General features: G+C 68.7%; 22 protein-coding genes and 1 pseudogene. 15 read left to right on the top strand and 8 right to left on the bottom strand.

The window, feature by feature from the left end:
- Window positions 1–33: 33 nt before the first annotated feature.
- Window positions 34–486, bottom strand: a pseudogene (locus tag PV734_RS16540) (transposase); the annotation flags it as partial.
- A 345-nt stretch (window positions 487–831) separates the two neighbouring features.
- Between PV734_RS16540 and PV734_RS16535 the strand changes: the two are divergent.
- On the top strand, window positions 832–1,623 hold the full coding sequence (locus PV734_RS16535; protein ID WP_319095718.1) for a GntR family transcriptional regulator: 792 nt from the start codon (window positions 832–834) through the stop codon (window positions 1,621–1,623).
- Window positions 1,624–1,846: 223 nt separating this feature from the next.
- Here PV734_RS16535 and PV734_RS16530 read toward each other — a convergent pair whose 3' ends face one another.
- Together PV734_RS16530 and PV734_RS16525 are read right to left on the bottom strand one after the other, a co-directional pair.
- Window positions 1,847–2,206: a nuclear transport factor 2 family protein gene (locus PV734_RS16530; protein ID WP_319095719.1), complete on the bottom strand. Its 360-nt coding sequence runs from the start codon at window positions 2,204–2,206 to the stop codon at window positions 1,847–1,849.
- A gap of 11 nt (window positions 2,207–2,217) precedes the next feature.
- A complete protein-coding gene (locus tag PV734_RS16525; RefSeq protein ID WP_319095720.1) occupies window positions 2,218–2,565 on the bottom strand; it encodes an AtaL-like protein in 348 nt (115 codons plus the stop codon).
- A gap of 155 nt (window positions 2,566–2,720) precedes the next feature.
- Here PV734_RS16525 and PV734_RS16520 point away from each other — a divergent pair, with 155 nt between their 5' ends.
- The 3 genes from PV734_RS16520 to PV734_RS16510 are packed head-to-tail and all read left to right on the top strand — an operon-like array spanning window position 2,721 to window position 4,944.
- Window positions 2,721–3,080: an SDR family NAD(P)-dependent oxidoreductase gene (locus tag PV734_RS16520; protein WP_319290056.1), complete on the top strand. Its 360-nt coding sequence runs from the start codon at window positions 2,721–2,723 to the stop codon at window positions 3,078–3,080.
- Window positions 3,080–3,424 (top strand): hypothetical protein, encoded by a 345-nt coding sequence (locus PV734_RS16515; protein WP_319290054.1) that lies wholly within the window; start codon window positions 3,080–3,082, stop codon window positions 3,422–3,424. The genes PV734_RS16520 and PV734_RS16515 overlap by 1 nt, the downstream gene beginning before the upstream one ends.
- A gap of 23 nt (window positions 3,425–3,447) precedes the next feature.
- Window positions 3,448–4,944 (top strand): sugar porter family MFS transporter, encoded by a 1,497-nt coding sequence (locus PV734_RS16510; RefSeq protein ID WP_415924220.1) that lies wholly within the window; start codon window positions 3,448–3,450, stop codon window positions 4,942–4,944.
- Window positions 4,945–5,364: 420 nt separating this feature from the next.
- Here PV734_RS16510 and PV734_RS16505 read toward each other — a convergent pair whose 3' ends face one another.
- The 3 genes from PV734_RS16505 to PV734_RS16495 form a co-directional block, all read right to left on the bottom strand.
- Window positions 5,365–6,108 (bottom strand): amino acid ABC transporter ATP-binding protein, encoded by a 744-nt coding sequence (locus tag PV734_RS16505; RefSeq protein WP_319095738.1) that lies wholly within the window; start codon window positions 6,106–6,108, stop codon window positions 5,365–5,367.
- A 115-nt stretch (window positions 6,109–6,223) separates the two neighbouring features.
- Entirely contained in the window at window positions 6,224–7,096 is an 873-nt protein-coding gene (locus tag PV734_RS16500; protein ID WP_319290052.1) for an amino acid ABC transporter permease, read from the bottom strand.
- 101 nt (window positions 7,097–7,197) lie between these two features.
- Window positions 7,198–7,914, bottom strand: coding sequence for an ABC transporter substrate-binding protein (locus PV734_RS16495; protein WP_319290050.1), 717 nt, complete (start codon window positions 7,912–7,914; stop codon window positions 7,198–7,200).
- A gap of 408 nt (window positions 7,915–8,322) precedes the next feature.
- Here PV734_RS16495 and PV734_RS16490 point away from each other — a divergent pair, with 408 nt between their 5' ends.
- A complete protein-coding gene (locus PV734_RS16490; RefSeq protein WP_319290048.1) occupies window positions 8,323–9,942 on the top strand; it encodes a gamma-glutamyltransferase family protein in 1,620 nt (539 codons plus the stop codon).
- A 53-nt stretch (window positions 9,943–9,995) separates the two neighbouring features.
- Window positions 9,996–10,694, top strand: coding sequence for a TetR/AcrR family transcriptional regulator (locus PV734_RS16485; RefSeq protein ID WP_319095724.1), 699 nt, complete (start codon window positions 9,996–9,998; stop codon window positions 10,692–10,694).
- 98 nt (window positions 10,695–10,792) lie between these two features.
- On the opposite strand, the gene PV734_RS16480 is transcribed toward PV734_RS16485, so the two are convergent.
- Complete coding sequence (locus PV734_RS16480; RefSeq protein ID WP_319290047.1) at window positions 10,793–13,951, bottom strand: DUF1349 domain-containing protein; 3,159 nt, start codon at window positions 13,949–13,951, stop codon at window positions 10,793–10,795.
- A gap of 233 nt (window positions 13,952–14,184) precedes the next feature.
- On the bottom strand, window positions 14,185–14,952 hold the full coding sequence (locus tag PV734_RS16475; protein ID WP_319095726.1) for a FadR/GntR family transcriptional regulator: 768 nt from the start codon (window positions 14,950–14,952) through the stop codon (window positions 14,185–14,187).
- Window positions 14,953–15,080: 128 nt separating this feature from the next.
- Here PV734_RS16475 and PV734_RS16470 point away from each other — a divergent pair, with 128 nt between their 5' ends.
- The 9 genes from PV734_RS16470 (at window position 15,081) to PV734_RS16430 (ending at window position 25,964) form a co-directional block, all read left to right on the top strand.
- The gene (locus PV734_RS16470) at window positions 15,081–16,196 is read left to right on the top strand and encodes an enolase C-terminal domain-like protein (protein WP_319290045.1); all 1,116 of its coding nucleotides are present in this window, start codon (window positions 15,081–15,083) and stop codon (window positions 16,194–16,196) included.
- Between the two features lie 95 nt (window positions 16,197–16,291).
- Window positions 16,292–17,656, top strand: a complete 1,365-nt coding sequence (locus PV734_RS16465; protein ID WP_319290043.1) for an ABC transporter substrate-binding protein — start codon at window positions 16,292–16,294, stop codon at window positions 17,654–17,656.
- 12 nt (window positions 17,657–17,668) lie between these two features.
- Complete coding sequence (locus PV734_RS16460; RefSeq protein ID WP_319097665.1) at window positions 17,669–18,589, top strand: sugar ABC transporter permease; 921 nt, start codon at window positions 17,669–17,671, stop codon at window positions 18,587–18,589.
- A 122-nt stretch (window positions 18,590–18,711) separates the two neighbouring features.
- Window positions 18,712–19,596, top strand: coding sequence for a carbohydrate ABC transporter permease (locus PV734_RS16455; RefSeq protein ID WP_319097664.1), 885 nt, complete (start codon window positions 18,712–18,714; stop codon window positions 19,594–19,596).
- 175 nt (window positions 19,597–19,771) lie between these two features.
- Window positions 19,772–20,110 carry an L-rhamnose mutarotase gene (locus PV734_RS16450; RefSeq protein WP_319097663.1) on the top strand — a complete coding sequence of 113 codons (339 nt, stop codon included), beginning with the start codon at window positions 19,772–19,774 and terminating at the stop codon, window positions 20,108–20,110.
- A gap of 128 nt (window positions 20,111–20,238) precedes the next feature.
- Complete coding sequence (locus PV734_RS16445) at window positions 20,239–23,241, top strand: right-handed parallel beta-helix repeat-containing protein (RefSeq protein ID WP_319290041.1); 3,003 nt, start codon at window positions 20,239–20,241, stop codon at window positions 23,239–23,241.
- Between the two features lie 70 nt (window positions 23,242–23,311).
- Entirely contained in the window at window positions 23,312–24,163 is an 852-nt protein-coding gene (locus PV734_RS16440) for a fumarylacetoacetate hydrolase family protein (protein WP_319290039.1), read from the top strand.
- A gap of 29 nt (window positions 24,164–24,192) precedes the next feature.
- Complete coding sequence (locus PV734_RS16435) at window positions 24,193–24,960, top strand: SDR family oxidoreductase (RefSeq protein WP_319097660.1); 768 nt, start codon at window positions 24,193–24,195, stop codon at window positions 24,958–24,960.
- A complete protein-coding gene (locus PV734_RS16430) occupies window positions 24,957–25,964 on the top strand; it encodes an aldo/keto reductase (RefSeq protein ID WP_319097659.1) in 1,008 nt (335 codons plus the stop codon). Before PV734_RS16435 ends, PV734_RS16430 begins: the two co-directional genes overlap by 4 nt.
- Window position 25,965 lies beyond the last annotated feature (1 nt).

Raw genomic sequence — 25,965 nt, 5'->3', positions numbered from 1 at the left:
CGCCTGGCTGTCGGTCTTCTCGGGAATCGTGTGCCGGATGCCCCGTTGCCGCAGATAGCCGCGGCAGGGCCCGTTGCTGTACGCCTTGTCGGCCGCGACGCCGTCCGGCGTCTTGCGCGGCCGGCCCGGCCCGAGCTTCGGGACGCGGATCTTCTCCAGAACCGGCTTGAACTGCGTGCAGTCCGCCCGCTGACCTGGTGTGACGACCAGGGACAGCGGGCGGCAGCGGCCGTCCGCACTCAGGTGGAGCCTGGTGGTGAACCCGCCGCGCGAGCGGCCCAGACCCTCACCTCCCGCACCACCTCCACCAGGTGGGCGTGCAGGCTCTGCCACGGCGTTTGCAGCGCGGAGTGCGACCCGCTCAAGTGGGCTCGGTGCTGGGGCAACAGGTCGACGAGCGGACCCGTCGAGCGCTTTCCGAGCACGTTGAAGAAGTCCTCGGTGTGCGAGCAGACGTGCAGCGGCAGGCTGGCGGGTCTCGGTCATGCCCTCCAGGACGGACTGTGCCCGCTGCTGACCCGCGCTCGCCACCACTCGCGCGACTGGCGCCTGCGGGGGCGGAGCTCCGTAGGCTGTTCGATCACGATCCGGGCGACGTCTGTGCGCACGGACTCTACGGCCGGACCCTGGAGCGCCACGGTCGGCAGCGGGCCCGTTCCCCGTCTCCGGGTGGTGGACGTCGTCCGACGGCGCGGTTCAAAGGCAGGAGGCGTGTGAGGTGGATACAGTCACCGAGCCGGAGTGGACCTGATGGCGGCCCATGGGCAGGTCATCGCCCGGGATCTTGCCCTTCCCCGTACTGGCTGCATACACCTTGGGTAGACTCCCGGCGTGAGCAGGAGTGATTCTCTCGAGGACCAAGTGTCCGGCGACGGCGACGGCGACGTCTCGTCCGTACCACGGGACGCTGTCCCGGCAGCGGCTGTGGGCGGACGCCGTCTCGCCCTGGACATGCATGAGCGGCTACGCACCATGATCCTCAGCGGCGAACTCCCTCCGGGCTCGGTGCTGCTCCAGGCCGAGATGGCCCGGAAGCTGGGCGTCAGCCGTACGCCGATGCGTGAGGCGTTCCGGCTGCTTCAAGAGGAAGGGCTCATCGACGCGAGCCCGGACCAGCGGGCCCGGGTCAGAGGAGTGGACCCCGCGGACCTTGACGGGGTGTACGGCGCGCGCATCATGCTGGAGACGCTCGCCGTCAGCATGACAGCCAAGCTGCTCACCCCTGCGGACGTCGAGCGCATGGGGGAAGTCCTGCGGCGGATGCAGGAACTGGCGGGCAACGACAGGCCGGAGGAGTGGTACGCCGCGCACAAGGAGTTCCACGGCATCGCGACCCGCGGGGTGGGGCCGCATCTGCAGCGCATGCTCGTGTCACTGGCCGAACAGAGCGAGCGCTACATCCGGCTGGCCCAACTCGGGGTGCCCGGATCATGGGCCCGCGCGCACAGGGATCACGAGGCGCTGTTGGAGGCAGTGCGTACGGGCAGCCCGGCGGAGGCCGCGAGCGTCATCGCCCGCCATCTCGCCCGCACCGCTCTGAGCGTGTTGGCGGACGTCGCTCCGGAGTACGAGCCCACGGCTACGCGGACCGCGCTGGGTATCGCCGGCGGCACTCAGCCCTGACGACTGGCACGCCCGCCCGGCGATATGTCCCTGTTCGTGGCGAGTCGCAGCGAGGTGGAGGTGCCGCAGTGGTCCGCGTGCCCCGTGCCGGACGACGCGCCGCAACCTGTTGTTGTCGCGGAACCAGGCCCGGGCTTCGACGGTCGCTCGGGCAGCCGGCTCCCCCGATCCCCTCACCTTCACCGTCGACGTCTGGTGGTCGCCGGAACTGGTTCTGCCGAGGTCAGGCGTAGACCGGGGCGAGGTCGAAGTAGACCCGGTAGTCGTCGATGAGCCCGGACTCGTCGACGCGCCAGATGCTGACGACGGGAACGGTGACCGTGCCGCCGTCCGACCGGTGGTAGTCGACGGAGAGTTCGACGATCGTGTCGGAGCCGTCGGCCCACTCGTGCAGCACCGTGTGTTCGAGGCCCTTGATGGTGGTGAAGAACCCGTTCACCCCGGCCTCTATGGCTTCGGGCCCCGTCATGGGCTCGTTGTTGGCGAACCGCAGACGACCCTGGGGCGCGAACAGCCGACTGAAGCCCGCCGCGTCGGTGGTGTCGACCAGGGCGAAGACTCTGCTGGTCAAATCACTGGCCATGGCCGATCCACTCATTCCGAGGTGTTGGAGGCGACGCGGTCGCGTACCGCCTTCAGAGTCGTCCGCACCGCGTCCAGGTAGTCCGCCTCCATGCGGTCGGCGAACTCCTTCTCCACCGGGCTGCCCGGCTCGACACCGTCCACCACGATGCGGAACGTGAAGGTCAGCTCCGGCTGACCGGTGTCACCGAGCTCGATCTCGTTGTCGATCGTGCCGCGGGCCGTGCCGTGTGTGCGCACGAAGTGCACGCGCTGCTCGGGGTAGAACGTGACGACCTCGCGCACCGGTCGGCCGACGTGCACGATGTCGCGCACCAGACCGCCGTCGAACCGCTCGGTCACCGTGCTCACTTCGATCATGGTGCTCCTCCACGGATCCGGTATCCGTCGACCATCGCTGCGTGCCCCGTCATCGAGGGCGTGCGATTTATTGAAGTGTGCACACTATGGCTGGTTGGGTAAAGAGGCTGACGCGAACTGCCCCGGCTGTATAGATCATCTGGTATCTGTTGTGTATGCAGTTAGAGAGAGGCGCCACGTCCAGGGCGACCGGTCCCGCCGTCATGGTCGTCGCCGGTGGCACCGGCAACATCGGCGAAGGCATCGTCCGGGCCGGGCTGCGCTCAGGCGCCACCGTCGTCGTACCGTCCCGCGGACCGTCGCGCCTCGACGACCTGCGCCGTTACGTCGCGGAGTTCGGTGTGGACGACACGAAGCTCGATACGCGCGTCACAGACGTGGGCGACTTCCGTCAGGCGTACGAACTGCTCGCTCAGGTCACGGCCGACCACGGTCGAGTGGATCTGACGGTCGGCTCGCTCGGCGGTTACTGGTCGGGTCCCGCACTGCTGCAGACCGAGGAGGGCTGTCGCTGATGGCGGCCCAGGGGCACGGCACCCACGTCCTGATCGCCGGGCCGGGAAACCTGCTGTTCAACCGGCACGCCGGCCTCGTCACCATCGCGGGACACGCACAGCTCGCCATGGCCCAGATCCTCGACGCGGAGGCGCGCGAGCATGCGGTGCGCTCCTATCAGCTCTTCGTCGGACATGTTCAGGACCGTCAACGAGGCGGGGGCGGCGGCCCTGGCGTGGTGACCCCGGACCGGATCGGCGAGCGGGTGCCGGCTCTGTACACACAGCAGCCGGAAGGAACCGTGCACACGTTGACCGCCCGTGCCATCGCCGGATTCCCCTTCCCCGCAGAGGCAGGTGACTGACTTGGGCGCACTGCCCAAATCCGCTGCCGAACCGCCCTGTTGTCACACCGGCTCCTGAACGGAAGGCCACCACCATGAGCAAGAGCACCGACCCCGACCCGCTCGCCGGTACGGCCGCCCCCTCACCCGGCGAGCTCGGGCGCATCGTCTTCATCGCGGCTGTGGCCGCGATCGGCGGCTTCCTGTTCGGCTACGACAGTGCTGTCATCAACGGCGCGGTGATCGGTATCCAGCACCACTTCGACGTGTCCTCCACGGAGACGGGCACGGTCGTGGCCGGCGCGCTGCTCGGCTCCGCCGTGGGAGCCGCCGTGGCGGGCCGGTTCGCCGACCGGCTGGGTCGGCTGCGGGTGATGCACACGGCCGCGGCCCTCTTCGCCGTCACCTCCGTCGGCTCCGCGCTCGCGCGGTCCGTCTGGGACCTGGGCGGCTGGCGCGTCCTGGGCGGCGTCGCCATCGGCCTGGCCTCGCTCATCGGCCCCACCTATATCGCCGAGATCGCCCCCGCCGCCTACCGAGGCCGCCTCGCCTCGTTCCAGCAAGGAGCCATCGTCCTCGGCATCACCGCCTCCCAGCTCGTCAACTGGGGCATAGCCAAGGGCGCCGGCGGACGTAGCGAGAGCTCCTTGGGCCCCCTCGACGCCTGGCAGTGGATGCTCCTGGCCGCCGTCGTACCCGCGGTGCTCTACTACGTCCTCACCTCGCGCATCCCGGAGTCCCCATACTACCTCGTCGCCCGCGGCCGCACCGACGAGGCCCGACGGGCCGTGGTCGAGGTCCACGGTGCGGCGGCGGACGCACAGGACGTCGAGACCCGTCTCACGGAGATCGAACACGCGCTGCGCCACACACACAAGCCCCGAACAAAGGACCTGTTCGGCGGCTCCTTCGGGCTGCTGCCGATCGTGTGGGCGGGCATCGGGCTCGCCGTCTTCCAGCAGCTCGTCGGCATCAACGTCATCTTCTACTACTCGTCCATCCTTTGGCAGTCGGTCGGCATCGACCAGTCCGGCTCGCTGCTGATCAGTCTCTCCACCTCGATCGTCAACATCGTCGGCACCGTGGTGGCGATGCTGTTCATCGACCGTGTCGGACGCAGACCGCTCGCCCTGATCGGCTCGGCGGGCATGGCCGTGTCCCTCGCCCTGGCGTCCTGGTCCTTCTCGTACAAGACCGGCTCGGGCGACGGCATCTCCATCCCCGACACTCAGGGCACGGTGGCACTCGTGGCGGCCCACACCTTCGTCTTCTTCTTCGCCGTCTCGTGGGGCGTCATCCTGTGGGTCATGGTCGGCGAGATGTTCCCGTTCCGGATCCGGGCCGCCGCGATGTCCGTGGCGACGGCCTTCAACTGGCTCACCAACTGGGCAGTCACCGAGAGCTTCCCGCGCATGGCGGAGTGGAACCTGTCGGCCACGTACGCCTGTTACGCCGCCTTCGCGCTGCTGTCCGGCGTCTTCGTGCTGACCGTGATCAGCGAGACCAAGGGCAGGCAGTTGGAGGACACGGCCGCGGTGTGAGGGAGGACGGATTCGAGCGGGCCTTGCCGCCGGAGACAGCTCATCGAGGTACTCCACGGCTGCTGTTCGACGAGGTACGTGAGGGCGGGCCCCCCACACCTACGGTTCGCCCTTGAGTGCCGCGATGCGACCGCCGTGCGGCAACAAGGCCGCCGAAGTGGATGGTTCTCACCTTCGGCCGCCCACTCGGAGCCGGGAGCGGTACGTGGTTCTCAACCGGGGGAGGCCCGTCGTGTGTGCCTGCCTTGTTCACGACTGCTCGGCGCCGGGCCCGCTGTTGTGGGGACGCCGCGTTCCGGCGCGTCAACAGCGGGCCCGGGCACGACCGGGCAGTGGGTGTTCGGCGACCGGCGTTCACCGGCACGAACACGCCGGTCACGACTTCTCGGCCGCCGATCCGGCGGGACTGCCCCTCGTCACTCAATGGTCCCCGTCGATGCGCCGAAGGAACGCGCGCGTGCGCTGGTGGCCGGGGTCGGTCATGAGCTTTGCGGGTGTCCCCTCCTCCAGTACGACCCCCTGGTCGAACATGACGAGCCGGTCCGCGGCCGACCGTGCGAAACCCATCTCATGGGTGACGACGATCATGGTCAGCCCGTCCTCGACCAGCTCCTTCATCACGGTGACGACCTCGCCGACCATCTCCGGGTCGAGCGCGCTCGTGGGCTCGTCGAACAGCATCAGCTCCGGCTTCATGGCGAGGGCGCGCGCGATGGCGACCCGCTGCTGCTGGCCTCCGGAGAGGACGGACGGCCGCGAGGACGCCTTGTGCGCGAGGCCGACCCTGGCCAGCAGGGCGTGCGCCTGTTCTCTCGCCTCGGCCTTCGGCACGCCCAGGACCTTCACGGGGGCGGCGGCCACGTTGTCCAGGGCTGTGAGGTGCGGGAAGAGGTTGAAGCGCTGGAAGACGAAGCCGATGTTGCGCCGGCGTTCCGCGATCGTCCTCGGTCGCTCCTCGATCAGTCGGTCCTGACCGTCCTTGTATCCGACCCGGCGTCCGTGGACGAGGATCTCTCCCTCGTCGATGCTCTCCAGATGGTTGAGGCACCTCAGGAACGTCGTCTTCCCCGAGCCGGACGGTCCGACGACGACCACCACCTCGCGGGCCCGGACGTCCATGGAGACACCGTTCAGTACCCGTACGGCACCGAAAGCCTTGACCATCCCGCGCGCCGACAGCACCGCCGACGGATCCGCGGGGCCGGTCGGGCCCGTGCGCCCGTCGGCGGCACGGTCGTGCGCGTCGTTCGCCGCCGCTGTACTCCCGATCGGTTCCACGTCAGTTCGCTTCCCTGCTTGTGAGTGCGTGTTCCTTGCCGACGAGCTCTTTCGCGGCGTGCCCGGAACCGCCGCCCCTGCCACCACCGCCGACGAGTCGCTCCCGTAGCGAGGGGCCGGGCGGCGGGACGGAACCGGGGTCCGCGAGTCTGCGCTCGATGAACCGCTGGACGAACGACCAGACCGTCGTCAGGGCGAGGTAGTAGCACGCGACGACGGCGAAGATCTCGAACGTCTTGAAGGTCGCCGAGTTGATCGACTGAGCCGTCAGGAACATCTCCTGGAGTCCGATGACCGACAGCAGAGACGTCGATTTCATCATCAGGTTGAACTCGTTGCCCAGCGGAGGAACGATGATCCGCAGCGCCTGAGGCAGCAGTACCACCCGCATGGTCAGTGACGGGGTCATACCGAGCGCCTGTGCCGCCTCCGTCTGCCCCCGGTCGATGGCGTCGAGCGCCGCGCGGATGATCTCGGCCATGTAGGCCGCCTCGTTCACCGCGAGTGTCAGGACGGCCGCCTGTACGACGCCGAGAAGGACGAGGCCACCCAACTGGATGTCGCTGAAGCGGTAGACGCCCGCCGCGGCGAGGCCGTTGTAGACGAGGACCAGCTGGACCAGCAGGGGTGTGCCCCGGATCAGCCAGACGTACGTCCTACCGCCCCAGCGCAGTACGGCGAAGCGGCTGCGCTGGGCGAGCGCGATGACGAGACCCAGCACTACACCGAGCAACTGTGCGACGACCGAGATGTAGACAGTGCGCCAGAGTCCCTCCAGGAAGATCCCGGAAGGGGACGTCAGGTAGTGCCAGAAGAACGACCAGTCGAAGCCGGCCACCTGTGCCGAGTCGGCGAGCAAGGACGTGTCAGCCACGTCATCCTCTCCCTGCGTGTGTGCGGATGCGGTCGGGCCGGACCACTGCCGACGCGGGTGTACGGCGGTCGAGCGGTCCCACCGGTCGTTCGGGCGGAGGGCTAACCCGCGATGTCGTCACCCGTCAGGTTCCACTTCTTGAGGATGGCGGCGTACTCGCCGTTCTTCTGGATCGCGGCGAACGCTGTCGTCAGTGCGTTGTGCAGAGCGGTGTCGTCCTTGCGGGTGGCGGCGCCCACCTTGATGCGGTTGAACGGCTCCCCGGTGAGCTCGAAGGTGCCCGGCTGCTGCTTCAGCACGTACGCGGCGGTCTCCAGGGTCGTTCCGTAGCTGTCGACCAGCCCGAGGCGGAGTTGCTGAAGGGCGTCGGTGTCCTTGTTGAACAGCCGGATGTCGACCTTCTGCTTCCCGTCCGCCTGGCACTTCTTCGACTGGTCGGCCAGGTAGTCGGCGACGGTCGTGCCCGTCTGGGCCGCCGCCTTGTTGCCGCACAGGTCGGACGCGCTCTTGATGCCCTTGTCGTTCTTCTCCGACACCACGAGGGTGTTGGAGGCGTACATGTACGGGACGAAGTCCACGACCTTCTCCCGCTCGGGCTTGATGTAGAGCTGGGTGATGATCGCGTCGCACTGTCTGGCCTTCAACGCCGGGATGATGCCGTTGAAGGCGGTGTTGGCCCAGTTCGCCTCGACGCCGAGCTGGGCCGCGAGCGCGTCGCCGAGTTCGATCTCGGCGCCCACCGGCTTCTGCGCGGCGTCGTAGTACGTCAGCGGCGGCGCGCTGATGTCCGAGCAGTAGGTGATCTGCCCGTCTTTCACGAGTGTCCCCGCAGGTACAGCGACCGCGGGCGAGGCCGCGGACGGTGCCGCCGTCCCCGTGGAGCCACCGCACCCGGCGAGCATGGCCGCTGCCGCGACGAAGGCGCAGGCCGATGGGAGTGTCGTGCGACAGGCGCGACGGAATGATCTTGCCATTGCCGGACCCCTTCAGGAGTTTCCGTGGTTGCGTGGGCTCATAGTCAATGCGATAGTCGATGACGTTGACTATGAGGGGAAGCTAGGCCGGACGCTCCAGAACTGTCAAGGATCTCCCGTTACGGGGCGGTTAAAGACGATCTGACCGGAGAGTGGAGCCTAACCGCCGTATCCGGCATCACGGCCGCGTCTGTGCCGGGAAACACATGGCACCCCTCAGACGATTCGCGTTGGTGAGCTGGGAAGGGAACCATGTCCGTTTTCACTGATCGTCGCCTCTCCGCCATGGGCGGTGAGTGGGCCGTCGCGACGCCGCACACGACGGCGAGCGACGTCGCCGCCGACGTACTGCGCGGCGGCGGCAACGCGGTTGATGCCGCACTCGCGGCCGCCGCCATGCTGGCCGTCGTCTACCCCAACCAGTGTTCGGTCGGCGGCGACGTCCTCGCGCTGGTGGGCACCGCCGACGGCGAGGTCCGTTTCGTCAACGCCGGCGGCCGGGCACCGCGGGCCGTCGACGTCAGTGAGGTGACGGCACGGTACGAGAGGATGCCCGTCCTCGGTGCGCTCCCGGTGACTGTCCCCGGTGCGGTGGCCGGCTGGGCCGCGCTCGCCGACACCTGGGGGACCCGTCCGCTCTCGGCGGCACTGGCCCCTGCCGAAGCAGCCGCCCGCCAGGGCGTCCCCGTCGCCCCCGGACTGGCCCTGGACCTGCGCAGGGAGCGACAGAACCTGGTCCGCGACCCCGGCATGCGCGGTGTGTTCTTCGCTGACGGGGATGTCCTCCAGGCCGGCCAGACCCTTCGGCAGCCCGCCCTCGCCCGTACGCTCGCGTCGATCGGCGCGTACGGCCCGTCCGCTCTGTACGCCGGAGACGTCGGCATGAGCCTGGTGAAACTGCTCGCCGAGCAGGGATCGGCCATGACGGTCGAGGACCTCGCTGAGCACACGGTACGGGTGTCGGGGGCCCACAGTGCGGTGTACGACGGCGTCGAGTACCTCTCGGGCGGCGACAACTCGCAGGGGCTGTACTTCCTCCAGGGACTGCGCGCACTCGACGTGGTGCGCACCGTCCGCGGGACCCTCGATCCGCTGGGCCGCGACGCGGGCGTGGTGGCGTCCGTGCTCGCCCAGGCCGCCGCCGAGCGAGACCGGTTCTGTTGCGACCCGGAGTGGGAGGAGACCGTCCCCGCCGAGGAGTTGCTGTCCGGCCCGTACGTGCGGCGCATCGCCGAGCAGGCGATGGCGGCCGCACCGTTCGAACTGCTCGGACAGCGCAAGGCGTCCGGTGACACCGTCGCGGTCGTCGTGACGGACCGGGACGGTACCTGGGTCTCGTTGATCCAGAGCGTGTTCCACTGCTTCGGTGCCGCGCTGCTCGATCCCCGCACCGGTGTCGTCCTGCACAATCGCGGTGCGTCGTTCTCGCTCGACCCGGCGTCGCCGAACCGGCTCGCCGGCGGCAAACGTCCCCTGCACACACTCATGCCCGTGCTGGTCCGCGAGGCCGGCGAACTCGTCGGGGCGCACGGTGTCATGGGGGGACGCGCGCAGCCGCAGGTGCACACCCACATGGCCCTCCACCTCGCTGCCGGCGCCTCCGCGAGGCGTGCCGTGTCGGCGCCGCGCTGGGTCCTCGGTGCCATGGAAGCCGGGGTGAGGGAGGGTGCCGGTACCGTCAAGGCGGAGCGGGACGTACCCGCCATCGGTGTCCGTGCGATCGGGGACGCGGGATTCACCGTCGACCTGATCGACGCACACGACGATGGTGTCGGGCACGGCCAGTTGGTCCGCCGCGCGGGCGGTTCCGACGGTCCGCGCCTGGTCGCGGCCAGTGACCCGCGGGCGGACGGCTCGGCCGTGGCGGGCTGACCCGGCGGCAGCGGTGCACCACGATGGAAGGCAACCGATATGAGGAAGGACATATGGCCACGAGTGACGCCAGTACGACGAAGGGCGCGGGTCGAAGCCGGTTGCCCCGCGGCACACTGAGCCAGGAGATGATCGTCGAAGCCGCGTTCCGGGTCGCCGACTCGTCCGGCATGGACAAACTGACCTTCTCGGCGCTCGGCCGCGAGCTGAGCGCTCATCCGACGGCGATCTACCGGCATTTCCGTAACAAGGACGAGCTGCTGCTGGCCCTGATCGACGCCCTGCACGAAGAGGCGCTGGCGAACACCCCGCCGCCGACGGACGACTGGGCCCACGACCTGATGCAGATCGCGGTCCACACACACCAAGCGTTCCTCCGGCACCCCAACGTGGGAGCCCTCGCGGCCGCGCGCACCGCCCGCCGGGAGAACGAGTTCCGGACCGTGGAACGCAAGCTGGACTGCATGCTCCGCGCGGGCCTCGACGGCGACGACGCGACCCGCTACTACCGCGTCTTCGCCGACCTGGTGCTGGCCTACAGCGCCATGGACGCGAGTCTGGCGTCCTTGTCCCCGGAGATCCGGGACGCGGACCTGCGGGCGTGGAAGACGGACTACCTCAACCTGCCGCCGGAGAAGTTCCCCAACATCGCCCGACTGGCATGGACGTTCCGGGCGTTGGACGACCCCGAGAACTTCGTCACCGCCGTCCAGGCAGTCATCGACACGATCAGGGCGAAGGCGAAGCAGTAGGTCGACACCCTGTGGACGACACGCCTCTCGGCGTGGTGGTGCGGAGGCCGCACCACCACGCCGAGGTCGTTTCGGAAACCGTGACCCGAGCCGCTCCGTCAGCTGACGGAGAACTGGCTGAAGGTCGCGGTGCCGGGACTTCCGGCGTGGGCCGTGGAGAACATGCCCGCGTCCAGGGTGGTGTTCGCCCCGGTCAGTGTCGCGGTGCCGACAGTGGTCCAGGTGGTGCCGTCGGCGGAGTACGAGCCGGTGACCGACGTGCCGCTCCTGACCAGTCGGAGCCAGACCGGGGCGATGGCGCTGCTTCCGGTCTTGAGGACGTTGGCGTCGAGGTAACCGTCACTGTTGGAGTCGTACGACAGGGCGATTCCGTTGGCGGGGGTGGCGGCGAGGACGACGTACCCGGTGGACGAACCGGCGGAGGTGACGCTGTTGCGCAGCATCAGACCGGCCTTGGACCAGCTGTTGGTCCTGTCCTGGCCGTCGACGTGGACGGTGACGGTCGAGGAGGATCCCGCGGCTCCTGGCTGGTACGCGGCGGCATAGTCGTCGTCGTACGCCGCGCCGGAGCGCCACACGTCGATGCCCGCACTGGTCAGGGAGGTAACTCCGCCGTGCTGGTCGACCGCGGCCGGAACGGAGCTGTATGCCTTGTAGGGAGAGGTGACGATCTGCAGGTTGCTGAATGTCGCGCTGCCGGGAGTGGTGCTGTGGGCGGTGTGGATGACCCCGGCGTCCTGGGTGGCCGCCATGGACGGCAGGGTCACCGTCGAGCCGACCTGGGTGAAGGTGGATCCGTCGGTGGAGTAGTAGGCGGACACCTGGGTGGCGGTGCGGGTGAGCCGCAACCAGACGGGTGCCTTGACGGTGGCGGCGGTGTTCGTGAGCTGGTCGAGGTAGCCGTCGGCGGTTGAGTCGCGCTGGAAGCTGACGCCGTTGTTCGGGGTCACCACCACAGCCGCGTATCCGGCGGAGGAGCCGTCGTCCGTGAGGTCGTTGCGCAGGACAACGCCGGCCTTGGCCCAGCCGTTGCTGTTGTCCACGTTGTCGACCCGGGCGGTCACCGAGGTGCCGTCGGTGGCAGCCCCGTTCTGGAAGACAGTGCCGTAGGCGTCGTCGTGCTGTCCGCCGGCGCCCCAGATGTCCGCGCCCGCGTCGGTGATGGTGAAACGGCCACCGCTCTGGCCGGTGTTGGCCGGGGTGGAGGAATAGGAGCTGAAGGGCGAGCCGACGGGGTCGGTGGTCAGCGGACGGTAGAGCGCCTGGATACCGGCGCTGTCCATGACCGTCCGGGCGCCCGACGGCCAGTTGCCGTTGCTGACGACGACGGTGCCGCTCACCACGTCACCGCGGCCGCTGGTGCTGGTGATGTTCGTGGAACTGTTGCTCGTCCAGTTGTTGGTCAGGGTCAGGGCCCCGCTGTTGTTGGTCGAGGTGCCGTTCTCGTTGGCCCAGCGGCCGGTGTTGCGGAAGACGTTGTTGGTGTCCGTGAAGTTCCGGGAGCCCTCGTCGTGGTAAAAGCCGAACCAATCGCCGTTGTTGTGGCAGTAGTTGCGTTCGAAGGTGCTGCCCGGCGACGCCGACAGGGTGTACATGCAGCCGCCGTCGGTCATCTGCTGCATGATGTCGTGGATGTAGTTGTCGGTGATGTGGTTGTTCGCGGCGGTGGTCGCGGTCGTGTAGGTGGGCTGGTAGTTGTACAGGCCCCGGTTGACGTAGTCCTGGCTGCCGCCGACGTCGTTGGTGCCCCAGCCGTAGCCGATGGTGAGGCCGGAGTAGGGCAGGTTGTAGACCTCGTTGTGCGAGACGGTCGCGCCGTTCACGTAGGTGACGAGGATGGACGACATGTCACGGTAGTCCAGTGCCACGTCATGGATGAGGTTGTTGCTCAGCGTGATGTTCTTGTTGGTCATCCGGCTGTCACCGGGGTGGTGCGCGTCCGCCTGTATACCGCCGACGACGATGCCGCCGCCCGCGTCCTGGGTGAAGACGTTGCCGGTCGCGGTGATGGTGTCCGCGCCGAGTCCCACGCCGGTGGTGTGGGCGTTGGCGTCGTTGCCGATGCCGAGGCCGCTCTGTCCGAGCTGGGTGAACCGGTTGCCGGTGAACGTGATGTGGTCGGCGGCCGAGACCTGGACGGCGGAGGGCATCTGCTCCCAGTGCGGGCGTGTCGCCTCGAAGAGCGGGCAGCCGCTCTGGCACGAGGTCAGCGCGTCGGACGGGCGGTCCCAGGTGCCGGTGAGGTAGGCGCCGGTCTGCTGGCTGGCGTAACCGTGGGTGGTGGGGTCGAGCCAGCTGGTGCCCGAGAACCGCAGTCCTGAGAAGGCGATGTGGGTGGCGGGGGAGGAGTAGGTCCCTCCGACGCCGATGAGTGACTGCAGTTTCGGCACCTCGACGTCGGCCGTGCTCATGTCCTGCCCGGCGAGCGGCTTGTAGTAGAGGGTGCCTGTGGCGGTGTCGAGGTACCACTCACCGGCCGCGTCGAGGAATTCGTAGGCGTTCTCGATGTAGAGCGGGCCGGAACGGTAGGGGCTGGTCAGGGTGTCGTAGCCGAACGTGTTGTTGTTCCACGAGGGCTGGGCCACGGTGATGGTGCCGCTGCTGATGCCGGTCACCGGGGCGTAGCGGTCGGTGAAGGATCCGATGCCGTGGATCTCGGTCCGGCCGGGCTGCGCAAGGCTGTTGAGGTAGTTCAGCGAGCTGTTGGTGAAGGTGTAGCCGCTGGTGGTCGCGGTCAGGTAGGAGCGGGTGAGCGCGGTGCGGGCCCTGGTCGCCAGGACGCCGTCGACGTACAGCTGGCGCGTGTCGAACCCGGTGCCGACGTCGGCCTTCCAGATGTTCTTGGCCGAGTCCTGCACGGTCCAGCCGGTGGCCTTCTCGGCGCCGGTGATGACGGGGTGGGCACCCAGTGCGGCCTTCCAGTTCACCGTGTAGCCACCGGTGCCGGAGTCCGCCGAGGTGAACGCGAGAGGCGCGGAGAGCCGATAGGTGCCGTCGGCGAGCTCGACGGTGATGTCTGCCGTCATGGAGCTGCTGATCGCCCGCACATTGGTCTTGGCCTGGGTGACGGAGCACGGCTGGCTCACGGAGCAGGCGGTGCCGGAGCCGTTCGGCGAGGCGTAGAGCGTCGTACCGGCCGCGAAGGCGGGACCGGCCTGGACGAGGACCGCGGCGGTCGAGGCGGTGAGGACGGCGGCTGTGGCCAGCCATGATCTGACACGGCCAGGAGCCGCGGGGCGGATACGGGTTGTTCGCACGTGAGACCTTCCGGGTGGTTCAGAGGGGCCTGCGGTGCCCATGGCGGGCGGGGGAGAGCCCAGTGGCGCAGGAGGGGAAGGGAAATTTGGCTGTAACATTAGACGTCATATGAATTTCGTCAAGAGATTGCGCACGCGGACTCGGTCGAGTCGGCCGGAGGGGGCCGGAGTCGGCCCGGGCATGCGAACGCCCCCGGCCTGACGGCTCGGGGGCGAGGTCGGTGCGGTTCCTCTCAGGAGGCCGGGGAGCTCACGTTGGGCAGACGGCGGCGGCTCCACGCGGTCTGGATGTGTGCCGCCATGGCCTGCGCGGCGCCGTCGGGGTCCCGGGCCAGCAGGCGCTCGGCGACCGCGCGGTGCTCCTCGTTGGCCCGCTCGCACGCGGTCGCGTCCGGTGTGCCGTTGTACAGGAACGTCGTGCGCGCCTGGGCGTGCAGGATCCGGATGATGGAACGGCCGAGCCTGTTGTGGGACGCCTGCAGGATCCGGTCGTGGAAGGCCACATCCGTCTCGATGAAGCGTGCGGGGACGGCCGTCTCCTCGTCGAGCCGGGCCAGCAGCCGCTCGATGGCTCGCAGATCGTCGTCGGTGGCCAGCTCCGCGGCCTGGGCAGTCATCTGGGCCTCGAGCGTCGAGCGGATGTCGACCAGCTGGTCGAGGACGACGAGCTGGTCGTCGTGCTGGACGGTCGCGGCCAGCACGACGGGGTCAAGGAGGTTCCATTCCTCGGGCGGGGTGACGGTGGTGCCGTAGCCCTGCCGGGCGAGGACCAGTCCCTTGGCCTCAAGCGACTTGACCGCCTCACGGATGGTGATGCGGCTGACGCCGAACGTCTCGCACAGCTCGGGTTCCACCGGCAGGGTCGATCCCGGAGGAATGACGCCCGACACGATCGAGTCGGTCAGGCTCTCCATGACGGCCTGTGCCAGTCGGGCCGGACGCTTGGGCCAGGGCTTGAGAACGGGCGGCTCTCCGGCTCTGCCGGTGCTGTCCTTGGCCATGTGTGTCCCCCTTGCTGATGCGGATGGCGGCGAGTCTACTGCGCGGGACTCCTTGACAGCATTCGTATGACGACTTACGTTACACGAAAATTTCGCAGCAGTACTTCCCGTTACAAGGGGTGCAAGCCGTGCGTATTACCGAAGTCGAGTGCCATCCGGTCCGGGTGCCGGGAGCCAGTCCGCCCTTCGTCTGGCGGGACGGACTCCTGGGCAGCCCGTCCGAGGGCGAGGCCGCGGTGCTGCGCATCCGTACGGACGAAGGGGTCGAGGGGGTGGCGATGTCCCCTCGGCGGGGCAGCGGTGTCATCCTGGCCGACCTGCTGGACCGCGTACTGCGCAACGAGTTGGTGGGGCAGGATCCCCTGCAGCGGGAATGGCTCTGGCACCGCATGTGGGAGCTGGACCGCACGGAGGAGCTACCGCTCTATCTGCTCGGGCTGGTCGACACCGCGCTCTGGGACCTGGCCGGACGGCTCGCCGACCTGCCGACCTGGCAGCTGCTCGGCGGTTACCGCACCTCGATACCCGCCTACGCCTCCACCGTCACCTACTCCTCGGTGGAGGAGTACCTGGACATCGCCGACCAGGCACTGGAGCTCGGCTACCCCGCCATCAAGCTCCACGCCTGGGGTGACGCCCGGCGCGACGCCCGCCTGTCGGTGGCTCTGCGCGAGCATGTGGGGGACGACATCCCGCTGATGTTCGACGGGTCGGCGGGCTTCGACCTCCCCGACGCGATCCACCTCGGGCACGCCCTCTCGGACGCCGGCTACCTCTGGTACGAGGAGCCGATGAGGGAGTTCAGTGTCACCGCGTACAAGCGCCTCGCCGACGCGGTGGCCGTCCCGCTCCTGGTGGCCGAGACCTCCGACGGGGCGCACATGAACTCGGCCGACTTCATCCAGGCCGGCGCCGCCACCTTCGGAGTCCGCGCCTCCACCCAGCTGCGCGGCGGCTTCACCGGCGCGATGCGCACAGCCCACCTCGCCGACGCCTACCGGCTGCGCGCCGAGGTGCACGGGCCGGAGATCCCCAACCGGCACCTGTGCATGGCCATCTCGAACACCACCTACTACGAGTCGCTGGTCATGGGCAACCCCATCAGCCGCGAAAGTGGCATCGACGCCCATGGTCTCGTCCATGCCCCCACCGGCCCGGGCGTCGCCCTCCCGGCGGGCCTGGACTACCCTCCCGTCCTTCAGGGATTTGTCGACAAGGAGACTGTCACCCCGCCCCGGGCCTGATGACCGGAGCCCCAGGCCCCTACCGCCTGTCTCGAACTCCCCGAACGCGGCGCCTCTCCCCGTTGTGCGCCATTTCCCAAGATCTGAGGTCAGTCATGAACGACGACGTTCCGGTTTCCTCCCGCCGCCCGCTCAGACACACTGCTGTCGCCGTGCTGGGCGCCGTCTCCCTGCTCGCACTCGCCGCCTGCGGCAGCGCGGACCCCACACCCGCGGCGACCGCCGCGCCGGCGGCCTTCAAGCCTGTGGCGCAGAAGGCCGGCAGTGAGATCACGGTCTGGGCGGACGCCGGCCGCGTGCCCGGCGTGGAGGCGTACCAGAAGGCTCACCCGGACGTGAAGATGAAGATCGTCACGTACAGCGGCGACGCCAACGGCGCCAACGACCTGCAGACCAAGGTGCAGTTGTTCGACCGGGCCGGCAGCGGCTGGCCCGACGTTGCCTTCAGCGCCAACGTCAACGACGGCAGCTGGGCCGCACAGGGCAAGACGCCCTACGCCGCGCCCGTCGACAAGGGCCTGGTCCCGCTGTCGACGCTGAACGGTTTCGCGTACGGCGCACTGAACCCCTGCAAGTTCAGCGGCGGCACCTACTGCCTGCGCAACGACCTTGCCCAGAACGTGCTCTGGTACAACAAAACGCTCATGGACAAGTGGGGCTACACCGCCCCGACCACCTGGGAGGAGTACCAGGCGCTCGGCGAGAAGGTCGCCAAGGAACACCCCGGGTACCTGGTCGGAACCGCCGGGGACGCCTGGACCCCTGAGGTGTACTTCTGGGCGAGCCAGTGCACCGCCAGCACCACGACCGGTGCCCGGAAGGTCACGGTGGACCTCCAGGACGCCAAGTGCACCCGGATGGCCAAGCTGCTCGACACCCTGATCGCCAAGGGCTCGGTCTCCAAGGACACCGTCTTCAGCGCCGGGTTCATCAAGAACCAGGCGGCCAAGGTCCTCATGCTCCCCGGGCCGTCCTGGTACGGACAGGTGCTCTTCAACTCCACGTTCAAGATCCCCAAGGGGCAGATCGCCGCTGCCGCACCGCTGAAGTTCGAGGGTGACGACAAGAACTACACCGGCAACGTCGGCGGCGGGTTGTGGTTCGTCTCCTCCCACAGCAAGAACCTCAAGGCCTCCTCCGACCTGGTCACCTGGATGACGACCTCCGACGACTACCAGGCCACCGCGGGGACCTACCCCGCGTACAAGCCCGCGGCCACCAAGTGGCTCGCCGGGCAACTGGACACCGGCTACTTCGCGGGCGACATCGGCCCCGCCTTCGAGGAAGCCGCGGAACTGATCTGGCCCGGCTGGTCCGCCACCCAGTACAGCCAGGAGGCGATCTACTCCTCGACCGTGATCCCGGCCCTGAACTCGGGCAAGACACTCACCGAAACCCTGGGCACCTGGCAGACGGCCATCACCGACAAGGCCAAGTCCCTCGGCTACACCGTCAACTAGCGAAGCGGACCGATGACCACCCACCTCGCACCCGAGCGGAGCGGCCGCCGTGGCGGCCGCTCGGCCCGCAACCCGGCCGGACGCGCCGGATACGTCTTCGTCTCCGGCTACGTCCTCCTCCTGCTCGCCTTCGGCGTCCTGCCCACCGGTTACGCGGTGTGGCTGGCACTGTCCAACTCCCGCAACCAGCTCGTCGGGATCGGCAACTTCACCCGGACGTTCACGGACTACCGCTTCGGGCCGGCCTTCCTCCACATCGGCCTGTACCTGGTGGTGTGGCTGGCCAGCCTGATGATCCTGGTGGTGCTGCTCTCCCTGATGCTGCACGGCCGTATGCGCAGGGCATCCACCAGCCTGCGGTTCCTGTTCTACCTGCCGGGAGCCCTGGCCGGGGTTGCGAGCGTGCTGCTCTTCCTGATCCTCCTCGACCCGGCCGCCAGCCCCGTCGGCTGGCTGCTGAAGAGCTTCGGCTGGAACACCCTCGCCCAGGTCAACGCACCCGGCCACCTGCCTGTGCTCTTCACCGTCATCGCCTTCTGGACCGGGGCCGGCGGCTGGATCGTGGTCATGTACGGCGCGCTCAACAGCATCCCGGACGAGATCCTGGAGGCCGCCCGCATCGACGGCGCGAGCACGCTTCAGATCGCCCTGCGCATCCAGATCCCGATGATCACCAAATGGATCGCGTACATGCTGATCCTGGCCTTCGCGGCCGGCACCCAGCTCTTCGTCGAACCACAACTGGTCTCCCTCGCCAGCTGGGGCATGATCCCCGACAGCTGGTCACCGAACCAGCTCTCCTACCAGTACGCCTTCCAGGCCGGCGACTTCAACGGCGCGGCGGCGCTCTCCGTCGACCTCCTCATCCTGGGCCTTGCCTGCGCGGCGCTCGTCGTCTTCCGTACCGGCCTGTTCGACAGGGACGAAGGATGACGACAGCTCCCACGACCACGACTCCCACAACCACGACTCCCACAACCACGACTCCCGCGACCACAGCCCGCCGAACCCCGCCGCGTCACAGTGCCGGCGCCCGCACCAGCCCGAGGAAGCCCATGCGCCGGACGCGCCGCCCACGCTCACTGGCCGCCCGGCTGGCCTGGCTCATCGTCATGGGCCTGGCCGTGCTGTTCTTCTGTGTGCCGGTGGTGTGGCTCCTGCTGGCCACGACCAAGACCGACGGCCAGATCGTGCGGGACAACCCGTTCTCCTTCGGTTCCCTCACCGCCGTCGCCGACGCCTGGAAGCACCTCTACGCCTTCCAGGACGGTGCGATCCTCACCTGGCTGCGTAACTCGGCGCTCTACACGTTCGGCGCGCTGGCCCTGACCCTGGTGACGTCGATCCCCGCCGGGTACGCGCTGGCTCTCACCCGGTTCATCGGGCGCCGGATGCTGCTGACCATCACCATGCTCGTGATGGTCATGCCGACGGCCGCGATGGTGCTGCCCCTGTACCTGGGGATGAACGCCGTGCACCTGGACGGCACGATCTGGTCGGTGATCCTGCCCTTCTCGTTCTTCCCGTTCGGGGTCTACCTCACCTACATCTACTTCTCCTCCAACGTCCCCTCCGACCTGCTGTCCGCCGCTCGCATCGACGGCTGCTCGGAGTGGCAGGTCTTCCGGCTCATCGCGATGCCGCTGGCCAAGCCAGTGATCGCCCTGGTCGGGTTCTTCAACTTCGTCGGCAACTGGAACAACTTCTTCCTGCCGTTCGTGATGCTGCCCGACAGCTCGCAGTACCCGGCGCAGGTGGGGCTCAACAACCTGCTCGCCGCCTCGCCGCTGTTCAACACCTCCAGCGGCACGGGCAACCAGATCATGCGGCCCGAACTGGCGCTGGCCACGCTGGTGACCATCGTCCCCGTGCTGATCGTGTTCCTCTTCTCCCAGCGCGCCCTCGTGGCCGGCATGCTCGCCGGCGCGACGAAGGAGTGAGGGGGCGGCAGCCGCTTGGTCGGCGCCGCCTTCGTCCAGCCATGGCCCGTCGACAGGGAACTGACTCAGGGGCCGTCCCGAACCCACGTCGTGCGAACGGCATTCGCCGGTTCGCCGCGACGCATGACCATGGCGGCTGTCCGGCAACGCCGCCCGCACTCTCCGGAGGACCTCGATGAAACGCGTTGCTCAGACGATCCGCCTCCGGCCCGAGCACCGTGAGCTGTATCTGCGGCTGCACTCCGCGGTCTGGCCGGGCGTCGAGGCCGCGCTGCGGGCCGCGAACATCCGCAACTACAGCATCTTCCTGCGCGAGGACACGCTGTTCGCCTACTTCGAGTACCACGGCGACGACTTCGAGGCCGACATGGCCGCGATCGGCGCCGACGCGACCACCCAGGCCTGGTGGAAGCTCACCGACCCCTGCCAGGAGCCCTGGGCCGGCACCGGCGCCGGGGGCAACTGGTCGGACCTGACCGAGATCTGGCATCTCAGCGAGCTCGGTACGCCGTGACGATCGTCTGCACTCCCATCGCCCCTACACGGCTCGCGGGGATCGGTGAACGGTGTGTGCCTTCGCCTGACCCTTCGCGCTGCGGATCGCCGATCGCGCAGGAGCCCTGACCCTCTCGAGGAGCATCAATGCGGCTGTTCCGCTCAAGAACCGTCGGCCGTCTTTTCGGCGCGATCGGCGCGGTTGTGTTCGCCACCGTGGCACTGCCCGATTCCGCGTCCGCCGCCACCCCGACGGTGTTGTACGCCGCCCCTTCCGGGGCCGGCAGCGCCTGCTCGCTGAGCGCGCCCTGCAGTCTGGACGGCGTCAAGAGCAAGACGGAAAGCCTGGCCCCCGGTATGGCGGCCGACATCGACATCTACCTCCGCGGTGGTGTCTACCGTCTGTCCCAGACGTTCGCCCTGGGTGCGTCCGACTCGGGGCAGAACGGCCACCAGGTGGTCTACGCCGCCTATCCGGGTGAGAAGCCCGTCCTCAGCGGGGCGACGAAGATCAGCGGGTTCTCGCTCCACGACAGCGCGAAGGGCATTTACCGTGCCGCTGTGCCGGCAGGCACACAGAGCCGGCAGTTGTTCGTCGACGGCGTGCGTGCCCAGCGAGCACGCGGTCCGCTGAACCCCTCGGGGTTCACCCTGGCCGGATCCAGCTTCACCACGGGTGACTCCTCGTACGCGTCCTTCACCAACGCCTCCTCGGTGGAGGTCGTGGACAACAACAACTGGAAGCAGATGCGCTGCCCGCTGGCGAGCATCACCGTGCCCAGCGGCGGCGGGTCCAGCCTCAACCTTGATGCGGCCTGCTTCGCGAACAACAGCACCTCTGTGCCCAACCGCGGCTTCCCGTTCAACGGGAACGGACTACCGAAGCTGAACGCGATCAGCTACGTGGAGAACGCCTACCAACTGCTCGACACGGCAGGGGAGTTCTATCTCGACAGCACGGCGGGTCACCTCTACTACAAGCCTCGGGCCGGTGAGAACCTCAGCACGGCCGACGTGGAACTTCCCACCCTCGAGACGCTGCTGAACGTGAGCGGTACCCCAGGTCACCTCACGCCGGTCAACGACACCGACACGTCCTTCACGTACACCGGCTCCTGGTACCACTCCAGTGGGCGGTCCCTGGGCGACCTGCGCGACGATGTGCACTACACCTCGTCCAACGGCGCCTCGGTGAGCTACACCTTCACCGGTACCGGGATCGACGTGCTGTCGGAGACCAACAGTGACCAGGGCGGCATGGACGTCTACGTCGACGGCGCCAAGGTCCGGAGCGTCTCCGCCTCCGCCTCCTCCCGCCTCGCCCAGCAGGTCGTCGCCTCCGTCAGCGGCCTTCCCAAGGGGCAGCACACCATCAAGCTGGTCAAGACCGGCGGGACCTACATGGTTCTCGACGGTCTCACGGTCGTCCCCGACCCGATCACGCCCGTGCACGACATCACCTTCCGGGGCCTGACGTTCGTCCACACCACCTGGATGCTCCCGTCGACGGCCGGATACATCGACAACCAGGCCGGTGTGCTGTGGGACGCCACCACCCAGGCGCCCATCCGCATACCCGCCGCCGTACAGGTACACCGGGGCGCGAACATCACCTTCGGCGGCAACGAGATCACCGGCACCGGCGGCACGGGCATCGACCTCGCCGACGGCACGCAGAACTCCGCGATCACCGGAAACCTCATCCACGACACATCCGGTGGCGGAGTCTCCGTCGGTGAGGCCGACGACTACTACCTCACCGACACCACGCGCATGACGACGGGCGACACCGTCTCCCAGAACTGGATCTCCCACGTCGGCCAGGACTACTCGGACGCGGTCGGCATCTGGGCCGGCTACACCCGGAACCTGACCGTCTCGCACAACGACGTCGGCCACATCCCCTACACGGGCATGTCGATCGGCTGGGGCTGGGGCTTCGCCTCGTCGTGCTCCACACAGTCCGCCCAGGGCCTGGCCACCTGCGCACGCGGCACCATCTACGCCGGCGGCAACCAGATCCTGAACAATCATGTACACGACGTCATGAGCACCCTCCACGACGGCGGCGCGATCTACACCAACGGCGGCCAGGGCAACGGAGACGGCTCCGTCACGTCCGTGCTGGCGGGCAACCTGGTGGAGAGCATCAACCAGACGAACGGGATCTACCACGACGAGGGCAGCTCGTACTGGGACACCCACGACAACGTGATCCGCGTCAAGGTGGGCCAGTGGGTCGGCATGTGGACGCCGACCATCCACGACATCAACCTGCACGACAACTACTCCGACCGCTCCAACTACCAGAACAACGGAACCAGCATCACCTTCAACCAGGCCACGATCGTCTCCGGCGGTGCCTGGCCCTCCGCCGCCCGGTCCGTCATCGCCGCCGCCGGCCCCGAAGCCGCCTACCGGCCGCTGTCCGGCAGGCTCGACGACGACAGCACGGATATCTCCTACACCGGCAGCTGGCTGGCGAGCGGCAACCGGGGGTACGGCGACTACGAGGACGCCGTGCACTACACGACCGTCAACGGCGACACCGCATCCCTGACATTCACCGGCACCGCCGTCTCGGTGATCGGTGAGAAGCACAGTGACCAGGGCCAGGTGGAGGTCTTCCTCGACGGCACCTCCCAGGGCCTGTTCGACACCTCCGCCGCCACCCGCCAGGTTCAGGCCGTCATCTACAGCACCAGCGGACTGACCGTGGGCAGCCACACCGTCCAGTTCGTCAAGCGCAGCGGCAACTACGCCACCCTGGACGGCTTCGAGGTGACCGGCGTGGCCAACGACACGGATCCCTCCCTGACGTACACCGGCGGCACCTGGCGCACCTACGCCAACCGCGGCTACGGCGACCACCAGGACGACGTCCACGCTGCGACGGCCAACGGCGACTCGGTCACCGTCACCTTCACCGGCACCGGGATCAGCCTCGTCACGGAGACCAACTCCGACGAGGGAACCATCGCAGTCTCTGTCGACGGAACCTCTCAGGGCACCGTCAACGCGAACGCGACCAGTCGGCATGTCCAGCAGACCCTCTACACGGTCGACGGGCTGTCAGCAGGACGGCACACGCTCACGCTGACCAAGACCGGCGGGTCCTACCTGGTGGTCGACCGGTTCGACGTGCAGTGACGGCCGACGGCCAGGCGCTCGCCCTCCCGTGATCGCCACCTCCACAGCCCCGTACGACAAGGAGAACCCAGTGAAACTGCTACGAGTCGGCGCGCCCGGCGAAGAGCGGCCCGCCACCCGTACCGAGGAGGGCCGGCTGCTTGATCTGTCCTCCGTGACCAACGACATCGACGGCGCCTTCCTCGCCGGGGACGGGGTCGCGCGGGCCCGTGCGGCGGTCGCGGCCGGAGAGTTGCCCGAACTGGACCCGGACGGACTACGGATCGGTGCGCCTCTCGCCCGCCCCGGCAAGGTCGTCTGCGTCGGGCTGAACTACCGCGACCACGCCGCCGAGACAGGTGCGGCGATCCCCGCACGGCCGGTGGTGTTCATGAAGGACCCGGGCACGGTGGTCGGGCCGTACGACGAGGTATTGATCCCCCGCGGCTCCGTGAAGACCGACTGGGAGGTCGAGCTGGCAGTCGTCATCGGACGGCGGGCCCGCTACCTCGACGGGCCGGAAGCGGCTCGGAGCGTGATCGCGGGCTATGCGATCAGCCACGACGTCTCCGAACGCGAGTTCCAGCTGGAGTACTCGTCGCAGTGGGACCTGGGCAAGTCCTGCGAGACCTTCAATCCGCTCGGACCGTGGCTGGTCACCGCCGACGAGGTCGGCGATGCGCAGGACCTCGGGCTGCATCTGAGCGTCAACGGCGTGAAGCGCCAGGACGGCCACACCGGCGACATGATCTTCCCGGTCGGTCACATCGTGTCCTACCTGAGCCAGTACATGGTCCTGGAGCCGGGCGACGTGATCAACACCGGGACGCCCGCGGGCGTGGCCCTTGGTCTTCCCGGCGCTCCCTACCTCCGGTCCGGCGACACCGTCGAACTCTCCGTCGACGGCCTCGGCGCCCAGCGCCAGACCTTCGGTCAAGCGTGAAAGGCACCCCCTTGAGCAAGTCGAGCAGCATGAGCAGCGTGAGCGGTCTGTCGGGGCTCAAGGCCGTCGTCACCGGTGGCGCGTCCGGCATCGGCCTGGCCACGTCCCTGATGCTGGCCGAGCACGGTGTCGCGGTGGCTGTCATCGACCTCGCCCCCTCCGGCGTCCCCGAGCCGCTGATCGCCATCAAGGCCGACCTCGGCGACGACGCCTCGGTACGTGTCGCCGTGGACGCCGCTGCCGAGCAGCTCGGTGGCCTGGACATCCTGGTCAACAACGCGGGCATCGGCGCCGTAGGGACCGTCGAGGACAACCCGGACGAGGAGTGGCACCGCGTCCTCGACGTCAACGTCCTCGGTGCGGTGCGCACCACCCGCGCCGCCCTGCCGTATCTGCGGCGGTCGTCGCACGCGGCGGTCGTCAACACGTGCTCCATCGCGGCCACCGCGGGCCTTCCCCAGCGCGCCCTGTACTCCGCCAGCAAGGGCGCGGTGCTGTCGCTGACCCTGGCGATGGCCGCGGACCATGTCCGTGAGGGCATCCGCGTCAACTGCGTAAACCCGGGCACCGCCGACACCCCCTGGGTGACCCGGCTCCTGGACGCCGCCGACGACCCGGAGGCGGAACGGGCCGCCCTCGACGCACGCCAGCCCCTGGGCCGCCTGGTCACCGCGGACGAGGTGGCGGCGGCCGTGGTCTACCTGGCGGGCCCCGCCGCGGCTTCCGTCACCGGCATCGCCCTCGCCGTCGACGGTGGCATGCAGGGGCTCCGGCTGCGCCCGGCGGCCGGCTCATGAGAGCGACCACGCTGGGCGGTACCGGCGTCCGGGTCACCGAGCTGTCGTTCGGGGCCGCCGCCATCGGCAACCTCTTCCGTCCGGTCACCGACGAGGCCGCGTACGACACGGTGGAGGCGGCCTGGGACGCAGGCGTACGCGCCTTCGACACCGCCCCGCACTACGGACTCGGCTTGTCCGAGCGTCGCCTGGGCGCCGCACTGCGCGACCACGACCGCGACACGTACACCGTCTCCACCAAGGTCGGGCGGCTGCTCGAACCCCACCCGGAGGGCGGCCGCGGCGACGATCTCGTCCACGGCTTCGCCGTGCCCGACACCCACCGGCGAGTCTGGGACTTCAGCTCCGACGGAGTCCTGCGCTCCCTGGAAGCGAGCCTGGACCGCCTCGGCCTGGACCGAGTGGACATCGCCCTCCTGCACGACCCGGACCACCACGCCGAGCAGGCCCTCGCCGAGGCCTACCCGGCGCTGGAACGGCTGCGCGGCGAGGGCGTCGTCAAGGCGATCGGCATCGGAGTGAACCAGTGCGCGCTCCCCGCCCGCTTCCTGCGTGAGACCGACATCGACGTCGTGCTGCTCGCCGGCCGCTACACCCTGCTGGAGCAGGAGGGGCTCGCTGAGGTACTGCCGGAGGCCGCCGCCCGCGGCAGGAGTGTCATCGTCGGCGGGGTGTTCAACTCGGGTCTGCTCACCGACCCCAAGCCCGGCGCCACCTACGACTACGCGCCCGCCCCACCGCACGTGCTCGACCGGGCCCTGCGCATGAAGGCGGTCACCGAACGCCACGGCGTACCACTGCGCGCGGCCGCTCTGCGCTTCCCGCTCGGCCATCCGGCGGTCGCGAGCGTGCTGTCCGGCGCGCGTTCCGCGGAGGAGGTCCGCGACACGGTGGACCAGTTGCGGCGAACGGTTCCGGCGGCGGTCTGGGACGGGCTGCGGGACGAGGGACTGCTGCCCCCACACGTACCCGTCCCAGCCGCCACACCGGAGTCGTCAAGGTGAC

Source organism: Streptomyces sp. AK08-02, from assembly GCF_033795085.1.
GTDB lineage: Bacteria > Actinomycetota > Actinomycetes > Streptomycetales > Streptomycetaceae > Streptomyces > Streptomyces echiniscabiei.
Note: the sequence above shows the minus strand (reverse complement) of the source record. Positions and strands in the feature narration are given on the sequence as shown.

Coding starts and splice junctions, on each gene's coding strand:
- PV734_RS16530 (WP_319095719.1), bottom strand. CDS start 2,206: ATGGCCAGTGATTTGACCAGCAGAGTCTTCGCCCTGGTCGACACCACC.
- PV734_RS16525 (WP_319095720.1), bottom strand. CDS start 2,565: ATGATCGAAGTGAGCACGGTGACCGAGCGGTTCGACGGCGGTCTGGTG.
- PV734_RS16520 (WP_319290056.1), top strand. CDS start 2,721: ATGCAGTTAGAGAGAGGCGCCACGTCCAGGGCGACCGGTCCCGCCGTC.
- PV734_RS16515 (WP_319290054.1), top strand. CDS start 3,080: ATGGCGGCCCAGGGGCACGGCACCCACGTCCTGATCGCCGGGCCGGGA.
- PV734_RS16505 (WP_319095738.1), bottom strand. CDS start 6,108: ATGGTCAAGGCTTTCGGTGCCGTACGGGTACTGAACGGTGTCTCCATG.
- PV734_RS16490 (WP_319290048.1), top strand. CDS start 8,323: ATGTCCGTTTTCACTGATCGTCGCCTCTCCGCCATGGGCGGTGAGTGG.
- PV734_RS16485 (WP_319095724.1), top strand. CDS start 9,996: ATGGCCACGAGTGACGCCAGTACGACGAAGGGCGCGGGTCGAAGCCGG.
- PV734_RS16475 (WP_319095726.1), bottom strand. CDS start 14,952: ATGGCCAAGGACAGCACCGGCAGAGCCGGAGAGCCGCCCGTTCTCAAG.
- PV734_RS16465 (WP_319290043.1), top strand. CDS start 16,292: ATGAACGACGACGTTCCGGTTTCCTCCCGCCGCCCGCTCAGACACACT.
- PV734_RS16460 (WP_319097665.1), top strand. CDS start 17,669: ATGACCACCCACCTCGCACCCGAGCGGAGCGGCCGCCGTGGCGGCCGC.
- PV734_RS16455 (WP_319097664.1), top strand. CDS start 18,712: ATGCGCCGGACGCGCCGCCCACGCTCACTGGCCGCCCGGCTGGCCTGG.
- PV734_RS16450 (WP_319097663.1), top strand. CDS start 19,772: ATGAAACGCGTTGCTCAGACGATCCGCCTCCGGCCCGAGCACCGTGAG.
- PV734_RS16445 (WP_319290041.1), top strand. CDS start 20,239: ATGCGGCTGTTCCGCTCAAGAACCGTCGGCCGTCTTTTCGGCGCGATC.
- PV734_RS16435 (WP_319097660.1), top strand. CDS start 24,193: ATGAGCAGCGTGAGCGGTCTGTCGGGGCTCAAGGCCGTCGTCACCGGT.
- PV734_RS16430 (WP_319097659.1), top strand. CDS start 24,957: ATGAGAGCGACCACGCTGGGCGGTACCGGCGTCCGGGTCACCGAGCTG.